Raw genomic sequence first — 23,910 nt, 5'->3', positions numbered from 1 at the left:
AAAACAAAAAAAGACCATCTTCCGATGGTCTTTTTAATTATTAAGTAATTACTATTAATCCAAAATCAGCTTATGTGATACTCTTCCTTGTTCTGTAAATACATTAACAATATAAACTCCAGCAGACATCCCTCCAATGTCTATGGAATTTGTTCCATTCACTATCTTAACTTGCTTTACGATTCTACCAGATAACGCAGTAACCTCAGCTTTTATTTCACCCGACACCGAATTATCAATCACAATATTAAATTGTCCTTTTGTTGGATTTGGATAAAGATTTAAAACTGAAGCAGCATTAAAATCATCTACTGATAAAGCGACTTGCGCTTCTACAGATCCCATATCTCTAGCACTACCAAATACCATCTGACCAATTTGATCTACAAAAGTATCCGTTGCATCACCAGCATCATAAGCTGGAGAGTTATTTAATAACAGGTGTGTTAATGTTACTCCTCCATTGTCTTGTAATGGACCTAATAAAGGATCTACGCCTTCAAGATCATTTATCTGAGCTATAAATACTGACAAATCATCTGTTCCAATTAAATTAAAATCATTTGACGTTAATAGTCCAGATACATCAGTTCCGGTAGTCGCTGTATTTAAAGCTACAATTGTATTCTTTAAAGAAACGGTGTTAACCGCATCGATACCGCCACCAATTCCATCAGTTGAATTCATGGCAACCGTTACCGCATTTAGGTCTAAACTTGCACCATTATTTGTTAATCCACCACCAGAAACTGATGCTGTATTTCCTGAAATAGTACTCGTCATTACAGACGTCATTGATCCTGTGTTGTTATAAATTCCACCACCTTCAGCAGCTGTATTATTATCTATTGTAGACATCAAAACACTCATTGTTGTGCCACCTTGATTCCATAATCCACCACCTTCATTAGCAGCAGCGTTTCCTGTAATTGTACTTGTAGAAATGGTAATCATTCCTGACATTCCTGTTACATGAAAGCCTCCACCATTTCCTGGCGCAGCAGTTCCTGCTAAGCCGTTGACATCATTATTAGACATTGTTGAATTTGAAAACATCAAGTTCCCATCAATCAGTTCAATAGCACCACCTGCTCTGTTAGCTGCATTACCATCAAATGTCGAATCCATAACAGTAACATCTCCAGCCGTGCTCAATAATCCACCACCAGATGCAGAAGCTCCTGTTGCCATATTATTAGAAATTATACTACCATTGGTAATATTTAATGTTCCTCCATTATTGAAGATTCCTGCACCTCCATCATCAGCTCCTCCTCCTAAAGCATTATTAGAATCTACTAGTACATTGTCAGTTGTCATTATTCCTGAACCATTCCATAAACCACCACCTTCACGAGCAGCACTATTTCCATTTACAGTTCCACCTACAACATCAACACTGCTATCTCCACTGACGTGAAGTCCACCGCCATTTCCAGGTGCTCCTGTACCAGTTACAACTCCTGTTATATTATTATTCAAACTAACATCAGTCAATAGTACTGGTCCACTTCCATTAGTTTCAATACCACCACCTGCTCTATTCGATTCATTAAAAGCGATTGTAATTCCGTTCGCCATCAAAGTACCTGCGGCGTTTAAAATTCCGCCACCAGTAGATTGTGCTCCATCAGCTATATTATTTGTAATTTCAGTCATTCCTGAAATATCAAGTGTTCCTCCTTCATTATAAATTCCGCCTCCACCAGCAGCACCTGCAGTCATTGCATCATTTCCTGAGGCTGTATTTCCGTCTACGGTATGATCTACAATAGTCATGATTCCTGATCCATTCCATAAACCACCACCTTCATTAGCGGCTATATTACTATTTGTTGTACCACCTGTAATGTTCGTTGTCGCAGCACCAGATACATGAAGTCCACCACCAGATCCTGGAGCAGCCATTGCCGGAGAAACTCCTGCATTATTCATATCTAAAGTTGTATCTATAAGATTTAAAGTTCCACCTGCATGTTCAATACCTCCACCTGCTCTATTAGCCTGATTCATTGTAATTCTCGAACTCGTTACAGTAACATCACCACCAATAGTTAATATACCACCTCCAGAACCCGAAGCTCCATCTGCGCTGTTATTGCTTATTGTTGTATTGTTTTGAACGAATAAAGTTCCACCATTATTAAAAATTCCGGCACCACCATCATCTGCTGCTGGACCACTTGCTATATTTCCACTAATCATTGTACCATCAACGGTCATTGTCGCTGTGCTGTTCCATAATGCACCACCTTCTCTAGCAGCTACATTATCATTCATTGTACCACCTGTTAGTGTTGCTGTTCCTGATCCACTAATATGAAGTGCACCTCCATTTCCTGGACTTGCTACTGCTGGCGCAACACCTGTATTGTTACCACTAACATTGTAGTTTCCTGAGAAATCAATAGAACCATCTATAATTTCAATAGCACCACCTGCTCGATTAGATTGATTAAAAGCCAAAACAGCATCTGTAATTGTAACAGCACCATCTGTACTTAAAATTCCACCACCAGAACCAGAAGTTCCATCTGCGATATTATTTGTTATTGCTGCTGCATTTCCAACAACTAAAGTTCCACCATTATTAAAAATAGCACCACCACCATCAGTTGCCTCATCTCCTGACGCTATGTTAGCATCCAAAAATGTTAAGCTTACGTCCATAGTTCCTAAGTTATTCCATAATCCACCGCCTTCTTTAGCTGCATAATTATTAGAAACTGTTGAAAACCCAGAAATTGTTGCATTTGTTGTACCAGATAAATGTACAGCACCACCATTTCCAGGATTTGGTGTAATTGCATTTCCTAATCCAATATCTACACCTGCAGCGTTTCCTGTAAGTGTAACACCTGATAAAATTAAATTACCATTAGAGTTATCTTCAATGGCACCACCTGCTCTACTGGCGTAGTTTCCTGTAATTGCCAATCCATTTGCTAGATTTAGAACCCCATCTGTATTATTAAAAATAGCACCACCACGTCCTCCAGGTGTTGCTCCTGAAGCGATATTGCCTGATAATATTGTTCCTGCTGAAATATTTATAGTTCCGTTACCATTGTTATAAATACCACCTCCACCTGTAGCATCACCTACAGCTGAGTTTTCTGTTATCGTTACGTCAACCACATCTAAAACACCACTACCATTCCATAGGCCACCACCTTCTTTACCGGCTACATTTCCAGAAACTGTACCTCCAGTAACAATCGCACTTCCGGCACCAGTAATATGTAATCCACCTCCGTTTCCTGGAGCTGCAGTGGCAGGTGCGACACCTGCATTGTTATCATTTAAAGCGACATTTAATAATGTGATTGCTAATCCTGCTCCAGAATTATCCTCTATACCTCCACCTGCTCTATTTGCTGTATTGTTTGAAATTTCAGAATTATTAACGACTAGAACTCCACCTACATCATTAAAAATTCCACCACCAGAACCAGAGGCTCCGTTAGCTGTATTTCCTGTTATTGAAGAGTCGTTAATTGTGACAAGGGCATTAGAAATATACATAGCTCCTCCATCAACCTCTAAACCATTAATTAAAGCTAAGTCGTTTAATACAACTACTCCTGAGCTGATATTAAATATTCTTCCATTACTGCTAGCGTCAATAGTTATTGGAGTTATTGAATTCCCGCTAATAATTAAATCTTTATCAATAAGAAGTTCACTATTTAATGTTACTGTTGTCACTGAGAGGTCAAAAGTAATTATGCCACCAATTGGTGTATCTGCAATTTCATTTCGCAGTGTTCCGTCTGTTCCATCATCTGCTCCGCTTGTTACGACTTGAGCAAATGCACTTGTCGAAATAAATAATGTCATTGCTGCTGCAATAACGTAAGTAATTTTGTTTTTCATGTTGATTAGTATTTGATTAAACTGGTTAAAAACACTTCCATTTTGGAAAGCACAAATACCTACGAGATTATCTATGAGTGGGTTTTAAAATTTATTTGCTTTAACATTTTATTAACATAATTAACAAGATTTATATAATTTGACAGAACGTATGTACAATTAAAATACCCATTTTAAAACATCCTTCTAAGTGACTATTTTTTTTATACTTTTAAAGGATGAAAATTATCTCAACGAATATTGCACAACCCACCAAATTCCTATGGAATGGAAAAGAAATCACTACAGGTATCTATAAAAAACCTACGGATACTCCAATATTTTTAGGAAAAGAAGATGTGAAAGGAGATGAAGTTTCAGACCGAAAGGTACATGGAGGAGAATTTAAGGCTTGTTATTTATTTTCTGCAAATCAGTATCCATATTGGAAAGATTTATATCCACATTTAGACTGGACGTTTGGTATGTTAGGAGAAAACTTAACCGTTGAAGGCTTAGATGAACGACAACTTTTTATTGGAGACACCTACAAACTAGGAAACTCCTTAGTACAAATTACACAACCGAGAGAACCTTGTTTTAAATTCGCGCATAAGTTTGGTTCCGATATTGTTCTACAACAATTTATTACCCATGGTTACTCTGGTGCTTACGTCAAAGTTTTAAAAGAAGGAGACGTCAAAGTTGGAGATACTTTTGAATTGCAAGAACGCGGAAAAGATAGTATTTCTATTTTTCAATTGTTTCAATTACTCTATGCAGAACACAAAAATATAATGCATATTGACTTACTTTTAGATAATGATGCTTTACCAAAACGCTTCAGAAAACGCTTAAAGTTTTTTGCACGATAACATTAAAATCAAAATTTCAAAACCGTCTCACATGAGAGAAAAATATCAGGTTGAAATTAGTTTTCAATAAGGCTATGAATCTGCCATAAGCCTTTAAAAATCTGAATAGCGTTAAATAATATCATTTTTGCGCAAACGTTGTAGTTAATCTTTTAATACCTTTACATGGTCTGAATACAAATCAAATAAAGATATCCTTCCAATTATGAAAATCAAAAAAATTCTAGTTGCCAATCGAAGTGAAATTGCAATCCGTGTCTTAAGAGCATGCACAGAACTTAATATTGCAACAGTTGCGGTTTACACATATGAAGACCGGTATTCACAACACAGAAATAAAGCTGATGAATCCTATCAAATTGGAGAAGATAATGATCCTTTAAAGCCGTATCTCGATATTGAAGAAATTGTGGCTTTGGCCAAAGAAAAGAATGTTGATGCCATTCATCCAGGTTATGGTTTCTTATCTGAAAATTCAGAATTTGCAAGACGTTGTGCCGAAAATGATATCATTTTTATTGGTCCAGACCCTGAAGTTATGGATGCTTTGGGTGATAAAATTACAGCCAAGAAAATCGCAGTAAAGTGTAACGTTCCTATTATTGAAAGCAATAAAAAAAGCTTAACATCTTTAAAAATCGCGCTTTCTGAAGCCAATACCATTGGTTATCCGTTAATGCTAAAAGCCGCTTCTGGCGGAGGTGGACGTGGCATGCGTGTGGTGAGAAATGATAAAGATTTAGAGCAAAATTTTGATTCCGCGAGAAACGAATCTCTGAATGCTTTTGGTGATGACACGATGTTTTTAGAAAAATATGTTGAAAACCCAAAACATATTGAAGTACAAATTGTAGCTGACCGACATGGTAATATTCGTCATTTGTTTGAGCGCGATTGTTCCGTGCAGCGTCGACACCAAAAAGTAGTTGAAGTTGCTCCTTCTTACAATGTTTCTCAAAGTGTAAAAGATGCGCTTTACAAATATGCCGTTGCTATTACGTCTGAAGTCAATTACAATAACATCGGAACTGTTGAATTTCTAATCGACGAACAAGACAATATCTATTTCATCGAAGTTAATCCTCGAATTCAAGTAGAACATACCGTTACGGAAATGGTTACTGGAATCGACTTGGTAAAAACACAAATATTTATTGCTGGAGGTTATAAACTTTCTGATAAACAGATAAAAATATACGAACAAGACTCTTTAGAAACCTACGGTTTTGCATTACAATGTAGATTAACAACCGAAGATCCTGAAAATAATTTCACACCAGACTACGGAAACATTACCACGTACCGCAGTGCTTCCGGAATGGGAATCCGTTTGGATGCCGGTAGTATTTACCAAGGTTATAATGTGAGTCCGTTTTTCGATTCTATGTTAGTTAAAGTATCAGCCCACGGAAGAACACTCGATGGAGCCGTTCGGAAAATGACACGTGCTTTAAAAGAATTCCGAATTAGAGGTGTTAAAACTAATATTCATTTTCTTCAAAATGTGATTCAACATGATACGTTTAAAGATGGAAAAGTTACTGTCAATTTTATTCAGAATACTCCTGCTTTATTCGAAATAAAATTACCTCAAGATAGAACGACGAAAGCCGTCAATTTCTTAGCCGAAGTTATTGTTAATGGCAATTCTGATGTTAAAAATATTGATCAGACCAAAATTTTCAGAACGGCTAAAGTTCCTAAATACAATCGCTCTGAGGCGTTTCCAAAAGGCACCAAAGATCTATTAACAGAACTGGGTCCTGAAGCTTTTTGCGAATGGTTGAAAGACGATACTAAAATACATTACACTGATACAACGATGCGCGATGCACATCAATCACTTTTAGCCACGCGTATGAGAAGTTACGATATGCTTAAAGTGGCAGAAAGTTTCGCAAAAAACCATCCTAATACCTTCAGTATGGAAGTTTGGGGAGGTGCAACCTTTGATGTTTGCATGCGCTTTTTACACGAAAGTCCTTGGACACGGTTACGAGAATTACGGAAGGCGGTGCCTAACATTTTATTCCAAATGTTGCTGCGAGGTTCAAATGCTGTGGGTTATAAAGCTTATCCGGATAATTTAATTGAAAAATTTGTTGAAAAATCTTGGGAAAACGGAGTTGATATTTTTAGAATTTTTGACTCACTGAATTGGGTAAAAGCGATGGAACCTAGTATTAATTATGTTCGTGATAAAACAGGTGGCATCGCGCAAGCTGCCATTAGTTATACAGGCGATATTTTGGACCCAAAGCAAACCAAATACAACCTCAACTATTATACACAACTCGCTAAAGATTTAGAAAATGCAGGTGCACATATGATTGCAATTAAGGATATGGCTGGTTTACTAAAACCGTATGCAGCTACCGAATTGGTTGGTGCATTAAAAGACACCGTGAATATTCCTGTGCAGTTGCATACACACGATACCTCTTCATTACAAACTGCTACCTATTTAAAAGCTATTGAAGCCGGAGTTGATGTAGTTGATGTGGCATTGGGTGGACTTTCTGGCTTAACATCACAACCTAATTTTAATGCTGTTGTAGAAATGATGAAAGGTCAAGATCGCGCTCACGATTTTGATATGACAACATTGAATCAATTTTCAAATTATTGGGAAGATACACGCGAAATGTATTACCCATTTGAATCGGGATTAAAAGCAGGAACGGCAGAAGTATATCAACATGAAATTCCTGGCGGTCAATATTCAAATTTACGACCTCAAGCCATTGCTTTAGGTTTAGGAGATCGCTTTGATGACGTTAAGAAAATGTATGCGAAAGTCAACATGATGTTTGGAAACCTCATCAAAGTCACACCAAGTTCTAAAGTCGTTGGTGATATGGCGATTTTTATGGTGACTAACAATTTAACACCTGAAGACGTGATGGAACGCGGAGACAGTATTTCGTTTCCAGAATCAGTAATCAATTTCTTCAAAGGAGATTTAGGACAACCTGTTGGAGGTTTTCCTAAGGAACTTCAAAAAATTATACTACGAAATAAGGAAGCCTATACCGATCGCCCAAATGCGCATTTAAAACCTGTAGATTTCACAAAAGAATTTGCTGCTTTTAAAAAGAAATTCCAACAAGGGTTTACAAGACCTATTGAAATGGAAGATTTTCTTTCCTATATGTTATATCCAAAAGTATTTGAAAGTGCCCATGAAAATTATAAGACATATGGAAATATAGCACTCATCCCAACAAAAGATTTCTTTTTTGGTATGAAGCTTCAAGAAGAAACGAATATCACTTTAGAACCAGGAAAAACAATTATTGTAAAGTTACTATCGGTTAGTATTCCTAATGATGCTGGTGTAAGAACTGTATTTTTTAAAGTAAACGGTGAAAACCGATTTGTTGAAATTTTTGACACCTCTTTAAATATAAAAAAGGTTGAAAACGTAAAAATTGATAAAGAAGATACGAACCAAATTGGTGCACCATTACAGGGTTCGTTATACAAAGTTTTAGTGAAGAAAGGTACAACTGTTAAAGAAAATGATCCATTATTTGTGATTGAAGCCATGAAAATGGAAACAACCGTTACCGCACATAAATCTGGAAAAATAAAATCAGTGACTTTATCTGAAGGTAGCATGGTAAAACAAGATGATTTGATTGTTACCTTTGAGTGAGAAAATAGATTTATGTCAACAATATGCAACCAAATAGGAATCAACTATAACCAAACCCATCAAGCAGATCCGTATTTAACCGAACAACTCATTAAACATCTTAATCCTAAAAAAGAAGGTCTGTATTTAGATATTGGTTGCGGAACGGGCAATTATACAAATGCACTTTATGACAAAGGATTTCAATGTGTTGGTATGGATCCGTCTATTGAGATGCTAAAACAAGCACTATCTAAGAACAGAAATATATCATGGAAAATTGGCTTAGCAGAGAGAACGTACTTACCACAAAATAGTGTTGATGGTATTTTTTCAACCTTAACTATTCATCAATGGTCTAACCTAATGCAAGCGTTTTCGGAATTAGCATATGTTTTAAAACCTCAAGGTAAAATTGTAATCTTCACTTCTACTCCAGAACAAATGAAAGGCTACTGGTTAAATCATTATTTCCCAAAAATGATGGAAGATTTAATTGCACAGATGCCAACTTTGGAGCGCGTTGAAAAGGCTATTAGTTATTCAGGATTTAAAATTATAAAAACGGATTCATACACTATTCAACCCGATTTAGAAGATCATTTTTTTTACTGTGGCAAACTTAATCCAGAAGTATATTTTGACGACAGCTTAAGACATGGCATTTCTTCTTTTAGTGATTTAACTAACATGGAGGAGATAGAACTTGGCTTAGCAACATTGAAAAACGATATTGATGACAAAAAAATCAATGATGTAATGAAGTCTTATGAAAATGACTTAGGTGATTATCTCTTCATTATTGCTGGAAATTAAGGTAAAAACGCATTCTAATATTTTTTTAACATTTTATGAAACCCATTTGGCAAGACTTTTGAAATTCATAGTCTGAACAACTAAATCATAACAATGAAACTATTAAAAAACCTTCCAATTATTATACTAGCTACAGTTTTATCTTCTTGTGGATCTTCAAAAAAGACGACATCCACCTATTGGGTAAATAGCTCTAAAGTTGATTGTGATGCTGGCGCAGGAAAAACAACATGCTTGCAAGTAACCAAAGCAGACGATTACGACAATGCAGACTGGTCTAACTTTTATGCACCTATAAATGGTTTTACTTTTGAACCTGGTTACTTACAAAAAATTGAAGTAACTGAGACCGCATTAAACTCAGAAAATGTGCCTGCTGATGCCGCTTCCATTCAATACGATCTTGTAAACGTGATAGAGAAAAAACAAGATCCTAAATTAGAGATTCACGATATTTGGGCGGCAACACATATTAGTGGAGACCCTATTGAAATCGCGAATAACAATATTCCAACACTTGAAATCAACACAACAGAAATGCGCGCATTTGGCACTAATGGTTGCAATAGTTACAGTGGACAAATAAAAAATATCACTTCTGATGCTATTGAATTTGGTGCTATGGCTTCAACCCGAAAAATGTGTATGGATATGTTGATTCCAGATCGTTTTGATAAAGCATTTAACAGTATTTCAACTTATAAAAAAGAAGGACTAACCTTATCCTTTTACAATGAAGCTAGTGATGAAATTCTACGTTTCAAAAAAGTAGATTAATTTCATCGTTATTATTATACAAAATGAATTGGGTTATTTAGGCTAAGGTCTCAATAACCCAATTTCTTTTCCACTATCTTTGCCACCATAAATTATTAAGTATTGGAAAAGAAAAAATCACATCCCGAAGTAAAATCTGAACTTCACCCAAGAAATCAACATAGATCACGCTACAATTTTGATGCACTTATAAAAAGTTCACCAAAATTAAGTCCTTATGTTGCACCTAATAAATACGGTGACGATTCCATCGATTTTTTTAATCCTGCTGCTGTAAAAGCATTGAACAAGGCTTTACTAATTCACCATTACGGATTAGACTACTGGGATATTCCTGAGCATTATTTATGTCCTCCAATTCCAGGAAGAGCAGATTACATTCATAATATTGCCGACCTTTTAAAAGGTGAAGGCAGTGTTATTCCTAAAGGAAATCATATTAAAGGTATTGATATTGGTGTGGGTGCCAATTGTATTTACCCTATTATTGGTCATCATGAATATGGATGGTCATTTATAGGAAGTGATACCGATGAAGCCGCTATTATATCTGCTAAAGAAATTGAACAGAAAAATTATGACTTAAGATCTACTCTAGAAATTAGACGTCAAGACAAAGCGAACAACTTTTTTTATGACATTTTAAAACCTGAAGAAAAAGTAGATTTCTCTATTTGTAATCCACCGTTTCATGCGTCAGCAGAAGATGCTCAAAAAGCAAGTCTAAAAAAACAAAGGAATCTTAAAGGGAAAAGACCTAATAAATCGCTTTTAAATTTTGGCGGACAACATAACGAATTATGGACCAAAGGTGGTGAAGCACGTTTTGTAAAAGACATGATTTATGAAAGCAAGCATTTTGGCAAACAATGTTTTTGGTTTACAAGTTTAATTTCGAAAGAAGTGACGCTAAAACCAACTTATAAAGTTTTAGAAAAAGTAAATGCCACTGTTGTAAAAACAATTGAAATGGGCCAAGGTCATAAAATCAGTAGATTTATCGCATGGACCTTTTTAACAGAACAAGAACAAAAGGACTGGATAAAGGAACGTTGGTAGAACCGTTTTCTTCATTTTAAGTATTCCACTTTTTGTTGGAATTTATTGAGATGTCATTGAATTTGTATAGTTCTCGATACTATTTGCTCATACTACACAAATCACTCGAACTGACGTGGTTTGTAATTTTAATATTTTTATATCAAAGTTTGAATTAACAATTATTCTACCTTTGTTACCTTATTTGCCATTCCTGCGAAGGCAGGAATCTACAATCTACGATTAACAAAGTGGATTCCTGCTCTCGCAGGAATGACAAACTTAATAAATACAAAATCATATGTCATTTAAAGACTTAAGCTTAATAAAACCGATACTTAAAGCTGTTGAAGCTTCAGGTTATGTTGAACCAACCTTGGTACAACAGCGTGCTATTCCTTTTATTATAGAAGGTAAAGATGTTATTGTCTCTGCACAAACTGGAACCGGAAAAACAGCTGCTTTTGCATTACCTATTTTACAAAAATTGTACGATAAACAAGACGCACCAAAAAAGGGTAAAAAGATAAGAGCGCTGATAATAAGTCCGACGAGAGAATTAGCCATTCAGATTCAAAAGAACTTTAAGACTTATGCTGAGTTTACAACGTTGAAATCTTTGGTGGTTTTTGGTGGTGCATCTATAGAACCACAAATTGATGTTTTAAAGAAAGGTATAGATATTTTAGTGGCTACACCTGGTCGTTTACTCGATTTACATAAACAAGATTATATAAATCTCGATTTCATTGAAACTCTAGTTTTAGATGAAGCCGATTTAATGCTTGCCATGGGCTTTATCGATGACGTTAAAAAGATTGAACGTCTTTGCCCTGAAGACAAACAGACCTTATTGTTCTCAGCAACGATTCCTTATAAAATTGAAGAATTAGCAAATACGTTACTAAAAGATCCTGAACGTATTGATGTGACGCCAACAAAATCTGTCACTAAAAATGTGAGTCAGACCTTGTACTATGTTCCTAAGCAAAATAAAATTGAATTGTGTTTACATTTAATGCGTAACACTATAGAAGGTAATGTTCTTATTTTTAGACGCACTAGAAATGGTGTGGATAAGCTTGAAGAAACCTTATTAAAAAATGGGTTCTCTGTAAATAGTATTCATGGTGATAAACCACAAAGTGAAAGACAGACGGCTTTAAATAAATTTAAAAACGGTTACGTTAAAATCCTTATTGCAACAGATGTTGCAGCACGTGGTATTGATATTAACGAGCTAGATAACGTTCTTAATTTTGATATGCCAGGCATACCTGAAACGTATGTCCATAGAATTGGTAGAACTGGTAGAGCCGGACATACAGGTAATGCGTATTCCCTATGTTCTGCCGATGAGAAAAATTATGTAAAAAAGATACAACAAGCTATTAATGTTCAGATTCCGGTAGAAACGGAACATCCTTATCCTTTGGATCCTAAAGCAGAACCTATTGTGCACAAAAGACAAGGAAGTAAGTATAAAAAAGGGAGAAAAAGTGAAGCTTCTAAGAAGAAGAAGAAACGTTGGTATTAGAATAGCTGTTGGCTGTTGGCTGTTGGCTGTTGGCTGTTGGCTGTTGGCTGTTGGCTGTTGGCAAAAAAACAAAAAAGCACTTAGTTAACCTAAGTGCTTTTTGTTTATATCATAATGAAATTACTCAAATTTTATTTCGAAAAGCAGATAATGTTTTATGCCGAACTTCTCTCCCCATTCTTCAACCTTATCTCCAGAGGTACCAACATCGCACCACGATAATGAACCATCTTCTCTTTCGTAAGGTATAATATAAGCTAACAAATAGAATGACTTATCATAGCCTATTTCTAAGTTACTTTCGTCTACTAGATTTCTTAAACTGTAATTATCAGAGTCGATAGCATCATATTTTTTAGTGATACTAAACCTAGGAAATTTAAAAGTCATTTTTAGTTGGTTATCATTGGTTCGTTTTGATATCACTTTCATTTTAAAAACGGTATCACTCAACGTTTCAAACTGTTTAACACCTATACTCTTACTATCAATAACTGTGGTATCAGACACTATTTTACCGTCCCAAATTTCCTTGACTGAGAGCTGATAACTTTTCCCTTTAAGTTGTTCTCCTGAAAATTTCAACTTCATATAATCAATGCCTTCAAAACTTAAAAGATCACTTATCTCTTCAATATCTGATGCATATTCAGTTGTCATTTTTAAATCTGAATCCGTTTTAGAATCAGCTTCTTTTTGTTGTGCTAGCAACCCACTGAAACAATTTAATGCAGCAGCCATAATTAGAATTCTCTTCATAAATTAATTGTTTGTTTTTTTGAATGAATCGTCGTAAGAATATATAATACCATGTATAATATCAAAGAAAATTTCACCTGAAAACTCACCATTCCCTTGTGATTTTCGTTCCATCATATTAAACTTCTCCCCTTTCTTGGTAGGCTGCATTTCAATTTTATATTTACCAATAAAATTCTTAGTGTTATTACCTATCACTTTAAAACTATAATCTAATTTGGGATAAAAGAAATGTATCTTAGAATATTCTGAATACAGATTAAAACGCTTAAAATCTTTAGCCCAATTATAAAAATAATACTCACTATTAAAGTCCGTTATTGTCACATTCTTTTGAATTTCTCCTATTTCAAGCTTTGAGAATTCTGATGTAATTTTAGTATTTTGAATACTTCCTATTTTACTGTTTTTTAAATTAATAAATTCAAAATCACCGCCATCGATCGCTAAGGCTTCCATTGTTGCATTCTCGATTTTAAGCTTATTATAGGGATTTGAGATTTCTTTGGTTTTTAAAGTCCCACCAATTAGCGTTCCTGTCAATTCATTTCTTAGATGTTGTCTTATGTATAATCCTGATTCTTTCGCATTAACTGTTAATTTTAAATACGGTGGAATTTTAATTGTAAAACGACTTCTCATCATTTTTATACCTCCTTTTTTAAAATTAGTCACCTTACCATTTTTGTCGACTTTTTTAAAACGATCGTTAATATATTTCAAAGAATTACCTTGTATACTGTGATTATTCTGTTCTATTTCTAAACGTAATGTGTCTAATGATTTACGACTGACAGAATCCTTTTTAGACTCAAAAAATGATTGGTTTACAGTAATAGCATCTGTTGTTTTAAATTCATAAGTTTCGATTGAAATTTTATTTTTACTACTAGCACTAAGCGTAATATGATTATCAAATTTACCGACCTCTACTTTAATTTCTTCTAAAAACGTATTGATTTCCGTCTTAGAATACCCATCAAATTCCATAATATAATCCACATGGAGTTTTCCATCTGTAGACTCCTCCAACGCAACTGTAATGTTATCTAAATTAAAAATGGCTGTGGTATTTCTATCGGCCGTAAAAGACTCCGTATGAATCTTGTGTTGCTGTGCATTTAGCATAACTGATGTGATGAGCATCAGGGCTAAAAGTTTAAATGGTGTTTTCATACTGTTCGTTTTTTTGATTTAATATGTTGATGTGCTTTTGAATGTCTTTTAAAATTTGAAGTCGCGTTTGAAGATTTTCAACGAGTGCTTCAATGACTAAAATATTATTAGAATCCTCTTTAAACTGAACAGAAATAGCTTGGTAATCTTCATCTAAATCTTTCAGCTTTTTTCTGAAACGTTCTACCAAAACAGAGTCGTCTGCGATAGCTATAAAACTCTGCCATTCGGTTTCAATATCTTTAAGATATGCTGCTTCAACAGCTTCAACTTGTGCTATAATTGGTGACACTTGATTGAGATCTGGTTTTGATTCCATTTCCATAACATTAAACCCTATAGTTAATGCAATAATTAAAATAGCTGCAGCACTTAACCAAGCATAAGGACTTGGTTTTGGTTTGGATTGCTTCTTAAGTTTATCTGCAAATTCACTTCTATGGTTTTCCGGAAGCGTTTTTAAATCATCTTCCTCATTAAATAGGTTTCTAATATCTTGCTTCATTGTACTTTTGTTTTAATAGGTCTTGTAATTTTAATTTTCCGCGTCTTAAATGTGTTCGAGATGTTTTTACGGGAATTTCTAAAATCTCTGAAATCTCTTCATGATCATAGCCTTCCAATAAATAAAGCTTTACTACAATTCTATGTTTTTCTTTAATCTGCTCAATGGCAAATAAAATATCTTGTTTCGTAATTGAAATATCAAATTGCCAATCATCTTCATTTGTAATTTGTAGTTCTGACACCTCAACCGCTTCAAACTCTAATTTATTTTTCTTTAAAACGTCCAAACACTGGTTAATGATAATACGCTTTAACCAAGCTCCAAAAGTGGCTTCGGGTTTATAACTATCAATATGTCTAAAGGCTTTTAAAAAGCCTTCTTGCATCGCATCTTTTGCATCTTCTTCACTTAGATATCGACAGGCAATGGTGAACATAGCTTGACTATACTTATCATAAACTTGCATTTGCGCAACTTGATTTCCTTTTTTGCAAAGCTTAATAAGTTTAGTCTCTAATTTCTGCATTGGGTTGGTTAGCGGTTTTAAGAACTCATATTGACTTTTTCTATTTCCAAAAAATGTCCGAAATTCACACATTCTTCATCTATTTTTTTACGCGTAGCTATGCTATCTCTTTCATAAATAGACTCGTCTGAATAAATTTCTTCTCATTTTCGGCTTAAAATAAAAAATCAAGATGAGTTCTATTATAAAAACGATGGAATTTGGAAAGGGTTTCAAAATAGGATAAAAAAGATTGATTTTAATTGAATATGTCTAAATTTAACCTGAATTTCAATCTACCAATATAAAGATGAGCGACGATTACAAGAAACCTGCGTTTAAAAAATTATTAGATCGATTACAAGAAGAAAGCTGGCAATTAGAATTGCTGATTTCTGGTTTTGCTATTTTTGGACTATTCTCAGCCTATCCAGCTTTAGAAATGAAAATGGCCTATCACCAGTCTCAAAACGATAATAATCTGTTTTTTACGTTGATTTTAATTCTTGCTCTTTCTGCGTGTTCCATATTAATTTTCAACTTACTCCTCCATGTGCTTTTACGAGGCTTATGGATTGGTGCCTTAGGATTGCGGTATGTTTCTGGAGACATTGAATACGACACTTTAAATTACACCAAACGATTTAGCAATTATCTAAAAATAAAAGTAGGCTCGTTTGATAGGTATATTGCAAGATTAGAAGACTACTGTAGCATCATTTTCGCAATCACGTTTTTACTCATCTTTTATTTACTCGCTCTTGTTCTAATCATAGGATCAATTGCTACAATAATTTCAGTGTTTTTTAATGGTCATACCTTTCGTGATTTTTCTACGTACGTTGGTATTATACTTTTAGCATTTGTAGTTATTGGTATGCTACTAACTTTTATTGACTTTATTACGCTCGGTTATTTAAAAAAGAAAAAATGGCTTAGCAAAGTATATTTTCCTTTCTACTGGGTTTTTAGCATTATCACACTTTCCTTTTTATATCGACCATTAATTTATAATTTTCTAGACAATAAATTTGGAAAACGCCTGAGTCTTTTTTTAGTTCCTATTTATATTTTATTGATATGGATGACTTCTTTATATTACAATCAATCTAATTATTTTAATTTTATTGAGGACTCGAGTAATAACATTTCTAATTCTTTAAATTACGAAGATATGTTAGTTGAGGAATCTGATTTTATTAAAAATATTGCTATTAATAGTAAAGTTATAAGCGATCCGTACGTTAAAGTTTTTATAGCTTTTGATAAATATATAGAAGATGAAATTTACCTCTTCAACCCAAGCTTAAAAGTTGAAGAAGATACTAGAGGTATTACATCAGAAATAGGTTCCATGAATTCTGGCTCCAATAATAATTCATTAAAAAGTGACTATTTAGCCACTTTTAATTCAATCTATTCTATTGAAATTGATTCTACACTTTATATAACTGATTTTGTCCTTGGTAAAACTATAAAAAAGCAAAATGGGTTCGAAACTTATATAGGTATTAAAAACATAGAAGAAGGTAAACACATGCTTTATGTAAAACGAAGAGAACTAAAAGAATCAGATACAATATCTAAAATTGAAGCTTCTATACCGTTTTGGTATTATCCAAATTAACATACTGTATAAATAATGTATCTTTAGAATCTATAAACTTAACCATGTATAAAATTTTATTTAGTCTATTATTTATTGGACAAATCACATTTGCCCAAATCACAATTAAAGATAGTATCACAACCTATCCTGTTAGTTATGCCACTATATCCTTTGGAAATGGTAATGGCCTTTTTGCGGATGATGAAGGTCAATTTATGTTTACTAAAAAATTATATCCAGATATAGATTCGTTATTTATATCCGCTTTAGGTTTTAAGGACCTCAATGTTGCAACAAACAATTTACCGCAATATTTATTAATGCAACCAGAAGCACATCAATTAGATGCCGTTATAATTGCGAATAAAATAGATCGAAAATTTAAAGAAGAAGAACTGAAACCCTATTTAGATGATGACTATTATAATTGTTGGTTACCAACGATAGAATCTGAGATTGCTGTTTATTTTTCTAAAACCACAAACAAAGATCAACAACTTTCTGAAGTACTATTCCCTATAGCCTTAGAATCAAAAGATTGGAAACAAAGAAACCGCTCTAATAGTGACAAAAAAAAGTTCTCAACCTTATTTAAGGTGAAATTTTACGAAAATGAAAAAGGGAAGCCTGGTAAGGTTTTAACTTATGAAACGACTGTCTTTAGAGCCACTGAAAAAGATGGGGATGTTTACACTTTAAATGTTGAAGATTATAATCTCTTCATTCCTGAAAATGGTTTTTTTGTATCCTTACAGGTATTAGGCTACACTAATGATGAAGGCAAATTATTACCAAATAAAAAATATAAAGAAATTAAATCTAGACAAGGAGACGTTGTAAAAATACCAACCAATTTTAGACCATTATTGCCTTTTACTGATCAGATGGAAACTAAAAACACTTTTATAAAACGGGTATTCATCAATGAAAATAATTGGGTAAAATTTGATAATGGCAATCAATTTAAATCTAGCTTATTAGATAAAAATCTATTTAACTATGGTATTGGATTGACCTTTAAAACGTATAAAGATGAATGAACCTATGGGACTTTATATCATGGCTGCAATGTACATATTTGCAGGGCTCATACATTTCATAAAGCCCAAAATGTATATGCGGATTATGCCAAAATATATTCCAAATCATAAAGTAATGGTTTATTTAAGTGGTACTGCAGAAATCGTATTAGGGATTGGTTTATGTGTTCCTGTTTTAAAAGCAATTTCTATTTATGGTATTATTGCTATGCTAGCGGTATTCCTTTTAGTGCATTTTTATATGCTTTCTAGTAAAAGAGCATCTGCAGGTATTCCGAAATGGCTATTATTACTACGTCTTCCTCTTCAATTTGGTTTGATGTATTGGGCTTGGATCTATCTAAACTAAGTTACTTTTGAAAAATCAGACTACGATTTCAAAATGGGTGCTCCCCATAATTATCTTTTCTCAATTTTGTTGTACTTCCTTATGGTTTGCAGGCAACGCTGTTGTTAATGATTTAATTGCATTCTTTAATATTAGTCCTGAGTCACTTGGCTATATGAGTTCTTCTGTGCAATTTGGGTTTATTATAGGCACATTTGTTTTTGCAATTCTAACACTTAGTGATCGGTTTTCTCCGTCTCGTGTATTCTTTATCTGTGCTATTTTTGGGGCTGTATTTAATCTCGGCATCTTGTATTCTAGTAATACTATTTTTACGCTATTGGTATTTAGATTTCTCACTGGTTTTAGTTTAGCAGGTATTTATCCTGTAGGCATGAAGATCGCTGCAGATTATTTTGAAAAAGGATTGGGAAAATCCCTAAGTTTCTTAATTGCAGCCTTAGTTTTAGGCACAGCTTTCCCGTATCTTATTCAGTCTTTTGAATTTAATCTTAAATGGCAATCTGTTATATGGGCGACTTCCGCACTAGCATTATTAGGCGGCTTTTTAATTGTTATATTTGTCCCCAATGGACCTTATCAAAGACGCGCTGCCAAATTTGATATATCTAAAATTTTAAAGGTTTTTAAAAATTCTAATTTTCGATCTGCGGCATTTGGTTATTTTGGACATATGTGGGAGCTATATGCTTTTTGGACTTTTGTGCCCATCTTATTAATGATGCACCAAAAGCTTCATAATGTTGCTTTAAATATTCCTTTAATTTCCTTTATCATCATAGCGTCAGGAACGCTATCTTGTATTATAGGAGGTTTTATAGCTCATAAATTTGGGGTTAAAAAAACTGCCGTTTGGGCTTTAACACTATCCGGATTGTGCTGTGTCGTGTCACCACTATTCTTTATGATTGGTTCTACTCCGATATTTATTATGTTTCTTATAATTTGGGGCATGGTAGTTATAGCAGATTCCCCTTTATTCTCAACCATGGTTGCTCAAAATTGCGAAGTACAGTCCATCGGAACTGCCTTAACTATTGTAAATTGTATTGGATTTAGCCTAACAATTATTAGCATTCAATTATTGAATTACTTAATAACAGATATCGCTTTTGCACCTTATGCTTTTGTTGTGTTAGCATTGGGTCCTATAATTGGATTAATATATTTAAAGCGGACTTAATTTATTCTACCTCAAAATCGAAATAAGTCTTAGGAAAAGGCTCCCATCGCAATGTAAAATGCCACCATTCTTTTGAGTAGTTTCTAAAATTATGTTTCAACATAACCGTTTGTAATAACTGTCTATTTTTCTTTTGCTCATCAGTTAAAGCTGCGTAAGCAATCCAAGAAGCTTCGCCAAAAAAGTCATAAGGACTCCCCATATCTAAAGGCTCTCCCGTTTCACCATCGGCAATAGTTAGATCTATGGTACTTCCTCTACTGTGACCAGAACGCGTTGCGATATAGCCAGATTTAAACAGATTTTTCTTTTTGACTTCAGGATAAAAAACAGCTTTATTGACGGTATCGCTAAGCTTGCGTGCCCAAGTTATGAAATGATTCACTGCACGTTGTGGTCGGTATCCATCGTAGACCTTAAGACACAGATTTTGCTGGTATAGCTCATCTTGCACTAGTTTTAATTTTTCAACTGTACCTTTAGTTAGGATTAAGCGATTTGCCTTATAACCATCAATGGTGTCTCCAACAAAATTATTTTGAGAGAAGTATCTCAACTCCACATCTAAATCCGGAATCACTGATTTAGCATACACAAAACCATTTGGCAATGTTTGCTTTTCTTGAAATCCTAAAGTAAAAAGGATCAAACTACCTATATATAGAAGTGTTTTATAATTCATATCGAAGGACTAAATTAATAAAAAATACAGTATAAACTTACTTTAGAGAAGCAACATTTTACGTTACCAAATGTGAAATCAATCTAAAAGGCTATTTTTTTTGAGATATAAGGAATTCTTATTAGTGCGTGTGGAGACCGAACGTAACTGAAGCTGCAAAAACAAAAAACCGAGATCCCTCAATCTCGGTTTTCGTTTATTTGCTTTTTTTATGCTAGTAGATTTAGGGTCTCTAAGTCAACAAAACACAAGGCAAATATTAATTAATTAATCCATTGAACTAAAAACTAAATCTTAGTACGAGTCAAATATATAATTCATTTTGAATTACAACGCTTAAAAACACATTTAATCGATGTAATGCATGTAATTTTAACATTTACAGACGAAATGTTGTATTTCAACGATGAAATACAACACTAAACTTTAACAAATTCTATTAAATAGCATAGTAAATTTCGCATAAAATTTAAAACAATGTAGAATTCAATTCAATATGGAGTAACTTTATACTTCGTAAAAAAATAAAAAAATGAAATACTATTTTATTCTCGTTCTGTGTTTGATTAGCACTTTAGGGTTTTGCCAAGATAAAACTTATAATGAAGAAGAATTATCAATCTCAAAATGGATAGATGGCACACTATTGATTCCTACAACTACAGATAAGCCAGATTTAGCTATTATAATTGCAGGCTCTGGTCCGACTAATAGAAATGGCAATCAGAACTTTCTTAAGAACAACTCCTTAAAAAAATTAGCAGAAGGACTTACAAACAATGGTATTGCAACATTTAGATATGATAAACGTATCGTAAAACAAATTCGTGAAAACAACGTCGATAAAAACATGATGTTTGATGACTTTGTTAGTGATGCCTCAGCTGTTTTGGATTACTTTAAAGAGAAAGGCACGTATAATAAGATTTATATCATTGGCCATAGCCAAGGTAGTTTAGTTGGTATGTTAATTGCAAAAGATAAAGCTGATGGCTTTATTTCGCTTGCTGGTGCCGGAAACAATATCGGAGACGTTATTATAGAACAAGTAGCCAAAACAGCCCCTATGTTTAATAAAGAAACCGAAAGGGTTATAGCGAGTTTAAAAGAGGGTAAAACCACTACAGATTATCCTATTGCTCTAGCTTCTATATTTAATATAGACTTACAACCATTTATGATTAATTGGATATCTCACAATCCTTCTGAAATTATTAAAGAATTAAAAATGCCAGTCCTTATAATAAATGGCACAAAAGACCTTCAAGTTTCAGTGGATGAAGCCAAAGTATTAAAAGAAGCCAATGAAAAAGCCGAAATATTACTTATAGAAAACATGAATCACGTACTATTTGAAATTGAAGGTGGAGATTTAGAAAACTCAAAATCATACAACGAATCGTTTAGAGCAATTTCTCCAAAACTTCTAACTAGCATAACGGCATTTATGAAGTCTTAACCTTTTTTATTCTTTCTACATAACATAAAAAAAGCATCTCAACTGATAATTTTCAGAAACGAGATGCTTTTTTAACTTAACTCACCTAAATAAAATGAAAAGCATCCCAACCACGAGATGCTTTTTCTAACTAACCAACCAATGTAATGTTACGACTTTGTAGTTGCGTTACCTATTGATAACAGCTGTAATAATCATTACAATTACTAAGTTGCAAACCTCGTGCCAAACTTTAATTTTACTTTTATTATTTAAAAAAGTGTAACAAAAAGAAATAGTTGCACACTTATATATTAAACAATATCTTTATGATATCATTTTAATATCATATTGAATAAAAAAAAAGTGATTAACCACCTAAATTCTAAACTTATGAAAGAAGAAAAAATCATCGTTCCAGCCAATGGCTACCTAATGCTATTTTTATTTTTAATATTATTCTTTGGTAGTATAGCACTTATTCTTATAACAAAAACAGGCTGGTCTACACTTGGTATTATAGCAGCTTTAATATTAGCCTTTGGATTTTTAATGGTACAACCTAATGGTTCTAGAGTTTTACTTTTATTTGGAAAATATGTCGGAACAATCAAGCAGAATGGTTTTTATTGGGTAAATCCCTTTTTTACCAAAAAGAAAATTTCATTAAGAGCAAGTAACTTTGATAGCGAACGTCTTAAGGTAAATGATAAATTAGGAAACCCTATAATGATTAGTACCATCTTAGTTTGGCGTGTTCATAATACTTATAAAGCAGCGTTCGATGTAGATAATTACGAAAATTTTGTACGTGTTCAAACTGATGCAGCTGTTCGTAAATTAGCAAGTATGTATCCTTATGATAATTTTGCAGATGAAGGTGTAGACGAAGATATTACTTTACGCTCTAGTGTTAATGAAGTGAGCAATGCTCTAGAAAAAGAAATAGATGAACGTTTATCTATTGCGGGCATCGAAGTTTTAGAAGCACGTATTGGTTACTTAGCGTATGCACAAGAAATAGCAAACGCCATGTTAAAGCGTCAGCAAGCCACAGCAATTGTTGCTGCTCGTCATAAAATCGTAGAAGGTGCCGTAAGTATGGTAGAAATGGCTATAGAACAACTTAGCAAAAAAAATGTTGTAGATTTAGATGAAGAACGTAAAGCTGCAATGGTTAGTAATCTAATGGTGGTGCTCTGTGGAGATAAGGATGCATCTCCAGTATTAAATACAGGCACTTTAAACCATTAAAAAAATGAAAGAATATAAAGTAATAACCCCTAAACTAGGTTTTAGAAATCGCATACAAAATTTTGAAGATCTGCTTAATCAGTATGCGCGAGAAGGATGGGTCGTTAAGAATATAGCCGTTAATTGGGCAACTGTAGTTTTTGAACGCGATAAAAATAGATAATGAGAATCTTTAAAGAAGAACAACGCTTTAACCAAGTATGGGTAATTGTACTTTTAATAGTAACTGCCATAGTTCCTATTTCAGTTTATGTAAAGGAGTATTTAGAGGATCCATCTAAAACTTCTGTTTTAGAATTATTTGGATTAATACTTGCGGTACTATTAGCTACAGGATTGATATTTTTCTTTAAACTAACAACACGTATTGATGAAGAAGGAATTCATTACAAGTTTTTTCCATTTCACTGGAGTTTTCAACTATTAAAATGGGCAGAAATAAAAGAGGCATATCTAAGAACTTATGACCCCTTAAGCGAATATGGAGGTTGGGGATTAAAAGGAGGTATTCTTTGGAATAAATCCAAAGGAAAAGCCGTAAATGTCTCTGGAGATATCGGTATTCAGTTGATCTTAAAAAACGGAAAAAAACTTCTAATCGGAACACAAAAGAAAGACGACGCTACAAGCGTGTTAGCGACTTATAAATCGAAATTAAATTAATTAAACTATAATGTCTAAAAAGAAAGCCTTTGCATTACGAATGAATGAAGATATGCTGAAAGCCATTGAAAAATGGGCTTCGGATGAGTTTCGTAGTACTAACGGTCAGATAGAATGGATGCTAATGCAGCATCTAAAAGAACACAATAGGCAACCCAAGCCAAAAGATAATTCTACAGAAAAAAAGTGAAGGGAACGGTCACTTCTTT

21 protein-coding genes are annotated in these 23,910 nt (G+C 33.8%); 15 read left to right on the top strand and 6 right to left on the bottom strand.

What is annotated here, in order from left to right; genetic code table 11:
- Window positions 1-54 precede the first annotated feature (54 nt).
- Complete coding sequence (locus HM986_RS11620; RefSeq protein ID WP_179335263.1) at window positions 55-3,876, bottom strand: beta strand repeat-containing protein; 3,822 nt, start codon at window positions 3,874-3,876, stop codon at window positions 55-57.
- A 218-nt stretch (window positions 3,877-4,094) separates the two neighbouring features.
- On the opposite strand from HM986_RS11620, the gene HM986_RS11615 reads away from it, so the two are divergent.
- From HM986_RS11615 to HM986_RS11590, 6 genes are all read left to right on the top strand, one after another.
- Window positions 4,095-4,730, top strand: a complete 636-nt coding sequence (locus HM986_RS11615; RefSeq protein WP_178984616.1) for an MOSC domain-containing protein — start codon at window positions 4,095-4,097, stop codon at window positions 4,728-4,730.
- A gap of 205 nt (window positions 4,731-4,935) precedes the next feature.
- Window positions 4,936-8,388 (top strand): pyruvate carboxylase, encoded by a 3,453-nt coding sequence (locus HM986_RS11610; protein ID WP_179335262.1) that lies wholly within the window; start codon window positions 4,936-4,938, stop codon window positions 8,386-8,388.
- Window positions 8,389-8,400: 12 nt separating this feature from the next.
- Window positions 8,401-9,183, top strand: coding sequence for a class I SAM-dependent methyltransferase (locus HM986_RS11605; RefSeq protein WP_179335261.1), 783 nt, complete (start codon window positions 8,401-8,403; stop codon window positions 9,181-9,183).
- 93 nt (window positions 9,184-9,276) lie between these two features.
- Window positions 9,277-9,960 (top strand): DUF4377 domain-containing protein, encoded by a 684-nt coding sequence (locus HM986_RS11600; RefSeq protein ID WP_179335260.1) that lies wholly within the window; start codon window positions 9,277-9,279, stop codon window positions 9,958-9,960.
- Window positions 9,961-10,062: 102 nt separating this feature from the next.
- Window positions 10,063-11,019 carry a 23S rRNA (adenine(1618)-N(6))-methyltransferase RlmF gene (gene rlmF, locus HM986_RS11595; protein WP_179335259.1) on the top strand — a complete coding sequence of 319 codons (957 nt, stop codon included), beginning with the start codon at window positions 10,063-10,065 and terminating at the stop codon, window positions 11,017-11,019.
- Between the two features lie 280 nt (window positions 11,020-11,299).
- Complete coding sequence (locus HM986_RS11590; RefSeq protein WP_179335258.1) at window positions 11,300-12,535, top strand: DEAD/DEAH box helicase; 1,236 nt, start codon at window positions 11,300-11,302, stop codon at window positions 12,533-12,535.
- A 120-nt stretch (window positions 12,536-12,655) separates the two neighbouring features.
- Here the strand turns inward: HM986_RS11590 and HM986_RS11585 are convergent, their stop codons facing one another.
- From HM986_RS11585 to HM986_RS11570, 4 genes are read right to left on the bottom strand one after another with little or no spacing between them, the layout of a single operon-like run.
- Window positions 12,656-13,294, bottom strand: a complete 639-nt coding sequence (locus HM986_RS11585; RefSeq protein WP_179335257.1) for a hypothetical protein — start codon at window positions 13,292-13,294, stop codon at window positions 12,656-12,658.
- Between the two features lie 3 nt (window positions 13,295-13,297).
- Window positions 13,298-14,470 (bottom strand): hypothetical protein, encoded by a 1,173-nt coding sequence (locus tag HM986_RS11580; protein ID WP_179335256.1) that lies wholly within the window; start codon window positions 14,468-14,470, stop codon window positions 13,298-13,300.
- Window positions 14,454-14,975, bottom strand: coding sequence for a hypothetical protein (locus HM986_RS11575; protein WP_179335255.1), 522 nt, complete (start codon window positions 14,973-14,975; stop codon window positions 14,454-14,456). Before HM986_RS11575 ends, HM986_RS11580 begins: the two co-directional genes overlap by 17 nt.
- Window positions 14,959-15,576 (bottom strand): RNA polymerase sigma factor, encoded by a 618-nt coding sequence (locus tag HM986_RS11570; RefSeq protein WP_246288499.1) that lies wholly within the window; start codon window positions 15,574-15,576, stop codon window positions 14,959-14,961. Before HM986_RS11570 ends, HM986_RS11575 begins: the two co-directional genes overlap by 17 nt.
- Window positions 15,577-15,793: 217 nt before the next feature.
- Here HM986_RS11570 and HM986_RS11565 point away from each other — a divergent pair, with 217 nt between their 5' ends.
- From HM986_RS11565 to HM986_RS11550, 4 genes are read left to right on the top strand one after another with little or no spacing between them, the layout of a single operon-like run.
- Entirely contained in the window at window positions 15,794-17,110 is a 1,317-nt protein-coding gene (locus HM986_RS11565; RefSeq protein ID WP_179335254.1) for a hypothetical protein, read from the top strand.
- Between the two features lie 44 nt (window positions 17,111-17,154).
- Complete coding sequence (locus HM986_RS11560) at window positions 17,155-18,132, top strand: hypothetical protein (protein WP_179335253.1); 978 nt, start codon at window positions 17,155-17,157, stop codon at window positions 18,130-18,132.
- Window positions 18,125-18,481, top strand: a complete 357-nt coding sequence (locus tag HM986_RS11555) for a DoxX family protein (protein WP_179335252.1) — start codon at window positions 18,125-18,127, stop codon at window positions 18,479-18,481. The genes HM986_RS11560 and HM986_RS11555 overlap by 8 nt, the downstream gene beginning before the upstream one ends.
- 7 nt (window positions 18,482-18,488) lie before the next feature.
- The gene (locus HM986_RS11550; protein WP_218841432.1) at window positions 18,489-19,664 is read left to right on the top strand and encodes an MFS transporter; all 1,176 of its coding nucleotides are present in this window, start codon (window positions 18,489-18,491) and stop codon (window positions 19,662-19,664) included.
- Between the two features lies 1 nt (window position 19,665).
- Here HM986_RS11550 and HM986_RS11545 read toward each other — a convergent pair whose 3' ends face one another.
- Window positions 19,666-20,346, bottom strand: a complete 681-nt coding sequence (locus tag HM986_RS11545) for a M15 family metallopeptidase (protein ID WP_179335251.1) — start codon at window positions 20,344-20,346, stop codon at window positions 19,666-19,668.
- Window positions 20,347-20,878: 532 nt separating this feature from the next.
- Here HM986_RS11545 and HM986_RS11540 point away from each other — a divergent pair.
- The 5 genes from HM986_RS11540 (at window position 20,879) to HM986_RS11520 (ending at window position 23,891) form a co-directional block, all read left to right on the top strand.
- Entirely contained in the window at window positions 20,879-21,805 is a 927-nt protein-coding gene (locus HM986_RS11540) for an alpha/beta hydrolase family protein (RefSeq protein ID WP_179335250.1), read from the top strand.
- 372 nt (window positions 21,806-22,177) lie between these two features.
- Window positions 22,178-23,038 carry an SPFH domain-containing protein gene (locus HM986_RS11535; protein ID WP_179335249.1) on the top strand — a complete coding sequence of 287 codons (861 nt, stop codon included), beginning with the start codon at window positions 22,178-22,180 and terminating at the stop codon, window positions 23,036-23,038.
- 4 nt (window positions 23,039-23,042) lie between these two features.
- Entirely contained in the window at window positions 23,043-23,201 is a 159-nt protein-coding gene (locus HM986_RS11530) for a DUF4177 domain-containing protein (protein ID WP_179335248.1), read from the top strand.
- Window positions 23,201-23,701 (top strand): hypothetical protein, encoded by a 501-nt coding sequence (locus HM986_RS11525; protein WP_179335247.1) that lies wholly within the window; start codon window positions 23,201-23,203, stop codon window positions 23,699-23,701. The genes HM986_RS11530 and HM986_RS11525 overlap by 1 nt, the downstream gene beginning before the upstream one ends.
- 10 nt (window positions 23,702-23,711) lie before the next feature.
- Window positions 23,712-23,891, top strand: a complete 180-nt coding sequence (locus HM986_RS11520) for an Arc family DNA-binding protein (RefSeq protein WP_179335246.1) — start codon at window positions 23,712-23,714, stop codon at window positions 23,889-23,891.
- Window positions 23,892-23,910: the final 19 nt, after the last annotated feature.

The sequence above is a fragment of the Winogradskyella costae genome (assembly GCF_013403865.1).
In the GTDB taxonomy this organism is placed as follows: Bacteria; Bacteroidota; Bacteroidia; order Flavobacteriales; family Flavobacteriaceae; genus Winogradskyella; species Winogradskyella costae.
The sequence above is the reverse complement of the archived record's forward strand: the minus strand, read 5'-3'. Positions and strand labels throughout refer to the sequence as shown.

Excerpts from the sequence above, each read along its gene's own strand:
- HM986_RS11620 (WP_179335263.1), bottom strand. The coding sequence starts at position 3,876 with ATGAAAAACAAAATTACTTACGTTATTGCAGCAGCAATGACATTATTT.
- HM986_RS11615 (WP_178984616.1), top strand. The coding sequence starts at position 4,095 with ATGAAAATTATCTCAACGAATATTGCACAACCCACCAAATTCCTATGG.
- HM986_RS11610 (WP_179335262.1), top strand. The coding sequence starts at position 4,936 with ATGAAAATCAAAAAAATTCTAGTTGCCAATCGAAGTGAAATTGCAATC.
- HM986_RS11605 (WP_179335261.1), top strand. The coding sequence starts at position 8,401 with ATGTCAACAATATGCAACCAAATAGGAATCAACTATAACCAAACCCAT.
- HM986_RS11600 (WP_179335260.1), top strand. The coding sequence starts at position 9,277 with ATGAAACTATTAAAAAACCTTCCAATTATTATACTAGCTACAGTTTTA.
- HM986_RS11590 (WP_179335258.1), top strand. The coding sequence starts at position 11,300 with ATGTCATTTAAAGACTTAAGCTTAATAAAACCGATACTTAAAGCTGTT.
- HM986_RS11585 (WP_179335257.1), bottom strand. The coding sequence starts at position 13,294 with ATGAAGAGAATTCTAATTATGGCTGCTGCATTAAATTGTTTCAGTGGG.
- HM986_RS11580 (WP_179335256.1), bottom strand. The coding sequence starts at position 14,470 with ATGAAAACACCATTTAAACTTTTAGCCCTGATGCTCATCACATCAGTT.
- HM986_RS11575 (WP_179335255.1), bottom strand. The coding sequence starts at position 14,975 with ATGAAGCAAGATATTAGAAACCTATTTAATGAGGAAGATGATTTAAAA.
- HM986_RS11570 (WP_246288499.1), bottom strand. The coding sequence starts at position 15,576 with ATGTGTGAATTTCGGACATTTTTTGGAAATAGAAAAAGTCAATATGAG.
- HM986_RS11565 (WP_179335254.1), top strand. The coding sequence starts at position 15,794 with ATGAGCGACGATTACAAGAAACCTGCGTTTAAAAAATTATTAGATCGA.
- HM986_RS11560 (WP_179335253.1), top strand. The coding sequence starts at position 17,155 with ATGTATAAAATTTTATTTAGTCTATTATTTATTGGACAAATCACATTT.
- HM986_RS11555 (WP_179335252.1), top strand. The coding sequence starts at position 18,125 with ATGAATGAACCTATGGGACTTTATATCATGGCTGCAATGTACATATTT.
- HM986_RS11545 (WP_179335251.1), bottom strand. The coding sequence starts at position 20,346 with ATGAATTATAAAACACTTCTATATATAGGTAGTTTGATCCTTTTTACT.
- HM986_RS11540 (WP_179335250.1), top strand. The coding sequence starts at position 20,879 with ATGAAATACTATTTTATTCTCGTTCTGTGTTTGATTAGCACTTTAGGG.
- HM986_RS11535 (WP_179335249.1), top strand. The coding sequence starts at position 22,178 with ATGAAAGAAGAAAAAATCATCGTTCCAGCCAATGGCTACCTAATGCTA.
- HM986_RS11530 (WP_179335248.1), top strand. The coding sequence starts at position 23,043 with ATGAAAGAATATAAAGTAATAACCCCTAAACTAGGTTTTAGAAATCGC.
- HM986_RS11525 (WP_179335247.1), top strand. The coding sequence starts at position 23,201 with ATGAGAATCTTTAAAGAAGAACAACGCTTTAACCAAGTATGGGTAATT.
- HM986_RS11520 (WP_179335246.1), top strand. The coding sequence starts at position 23,712 with ATGTCTAAAAAGAAAGCCTTTGCATTACGAATGAATGAAGATATGCTG.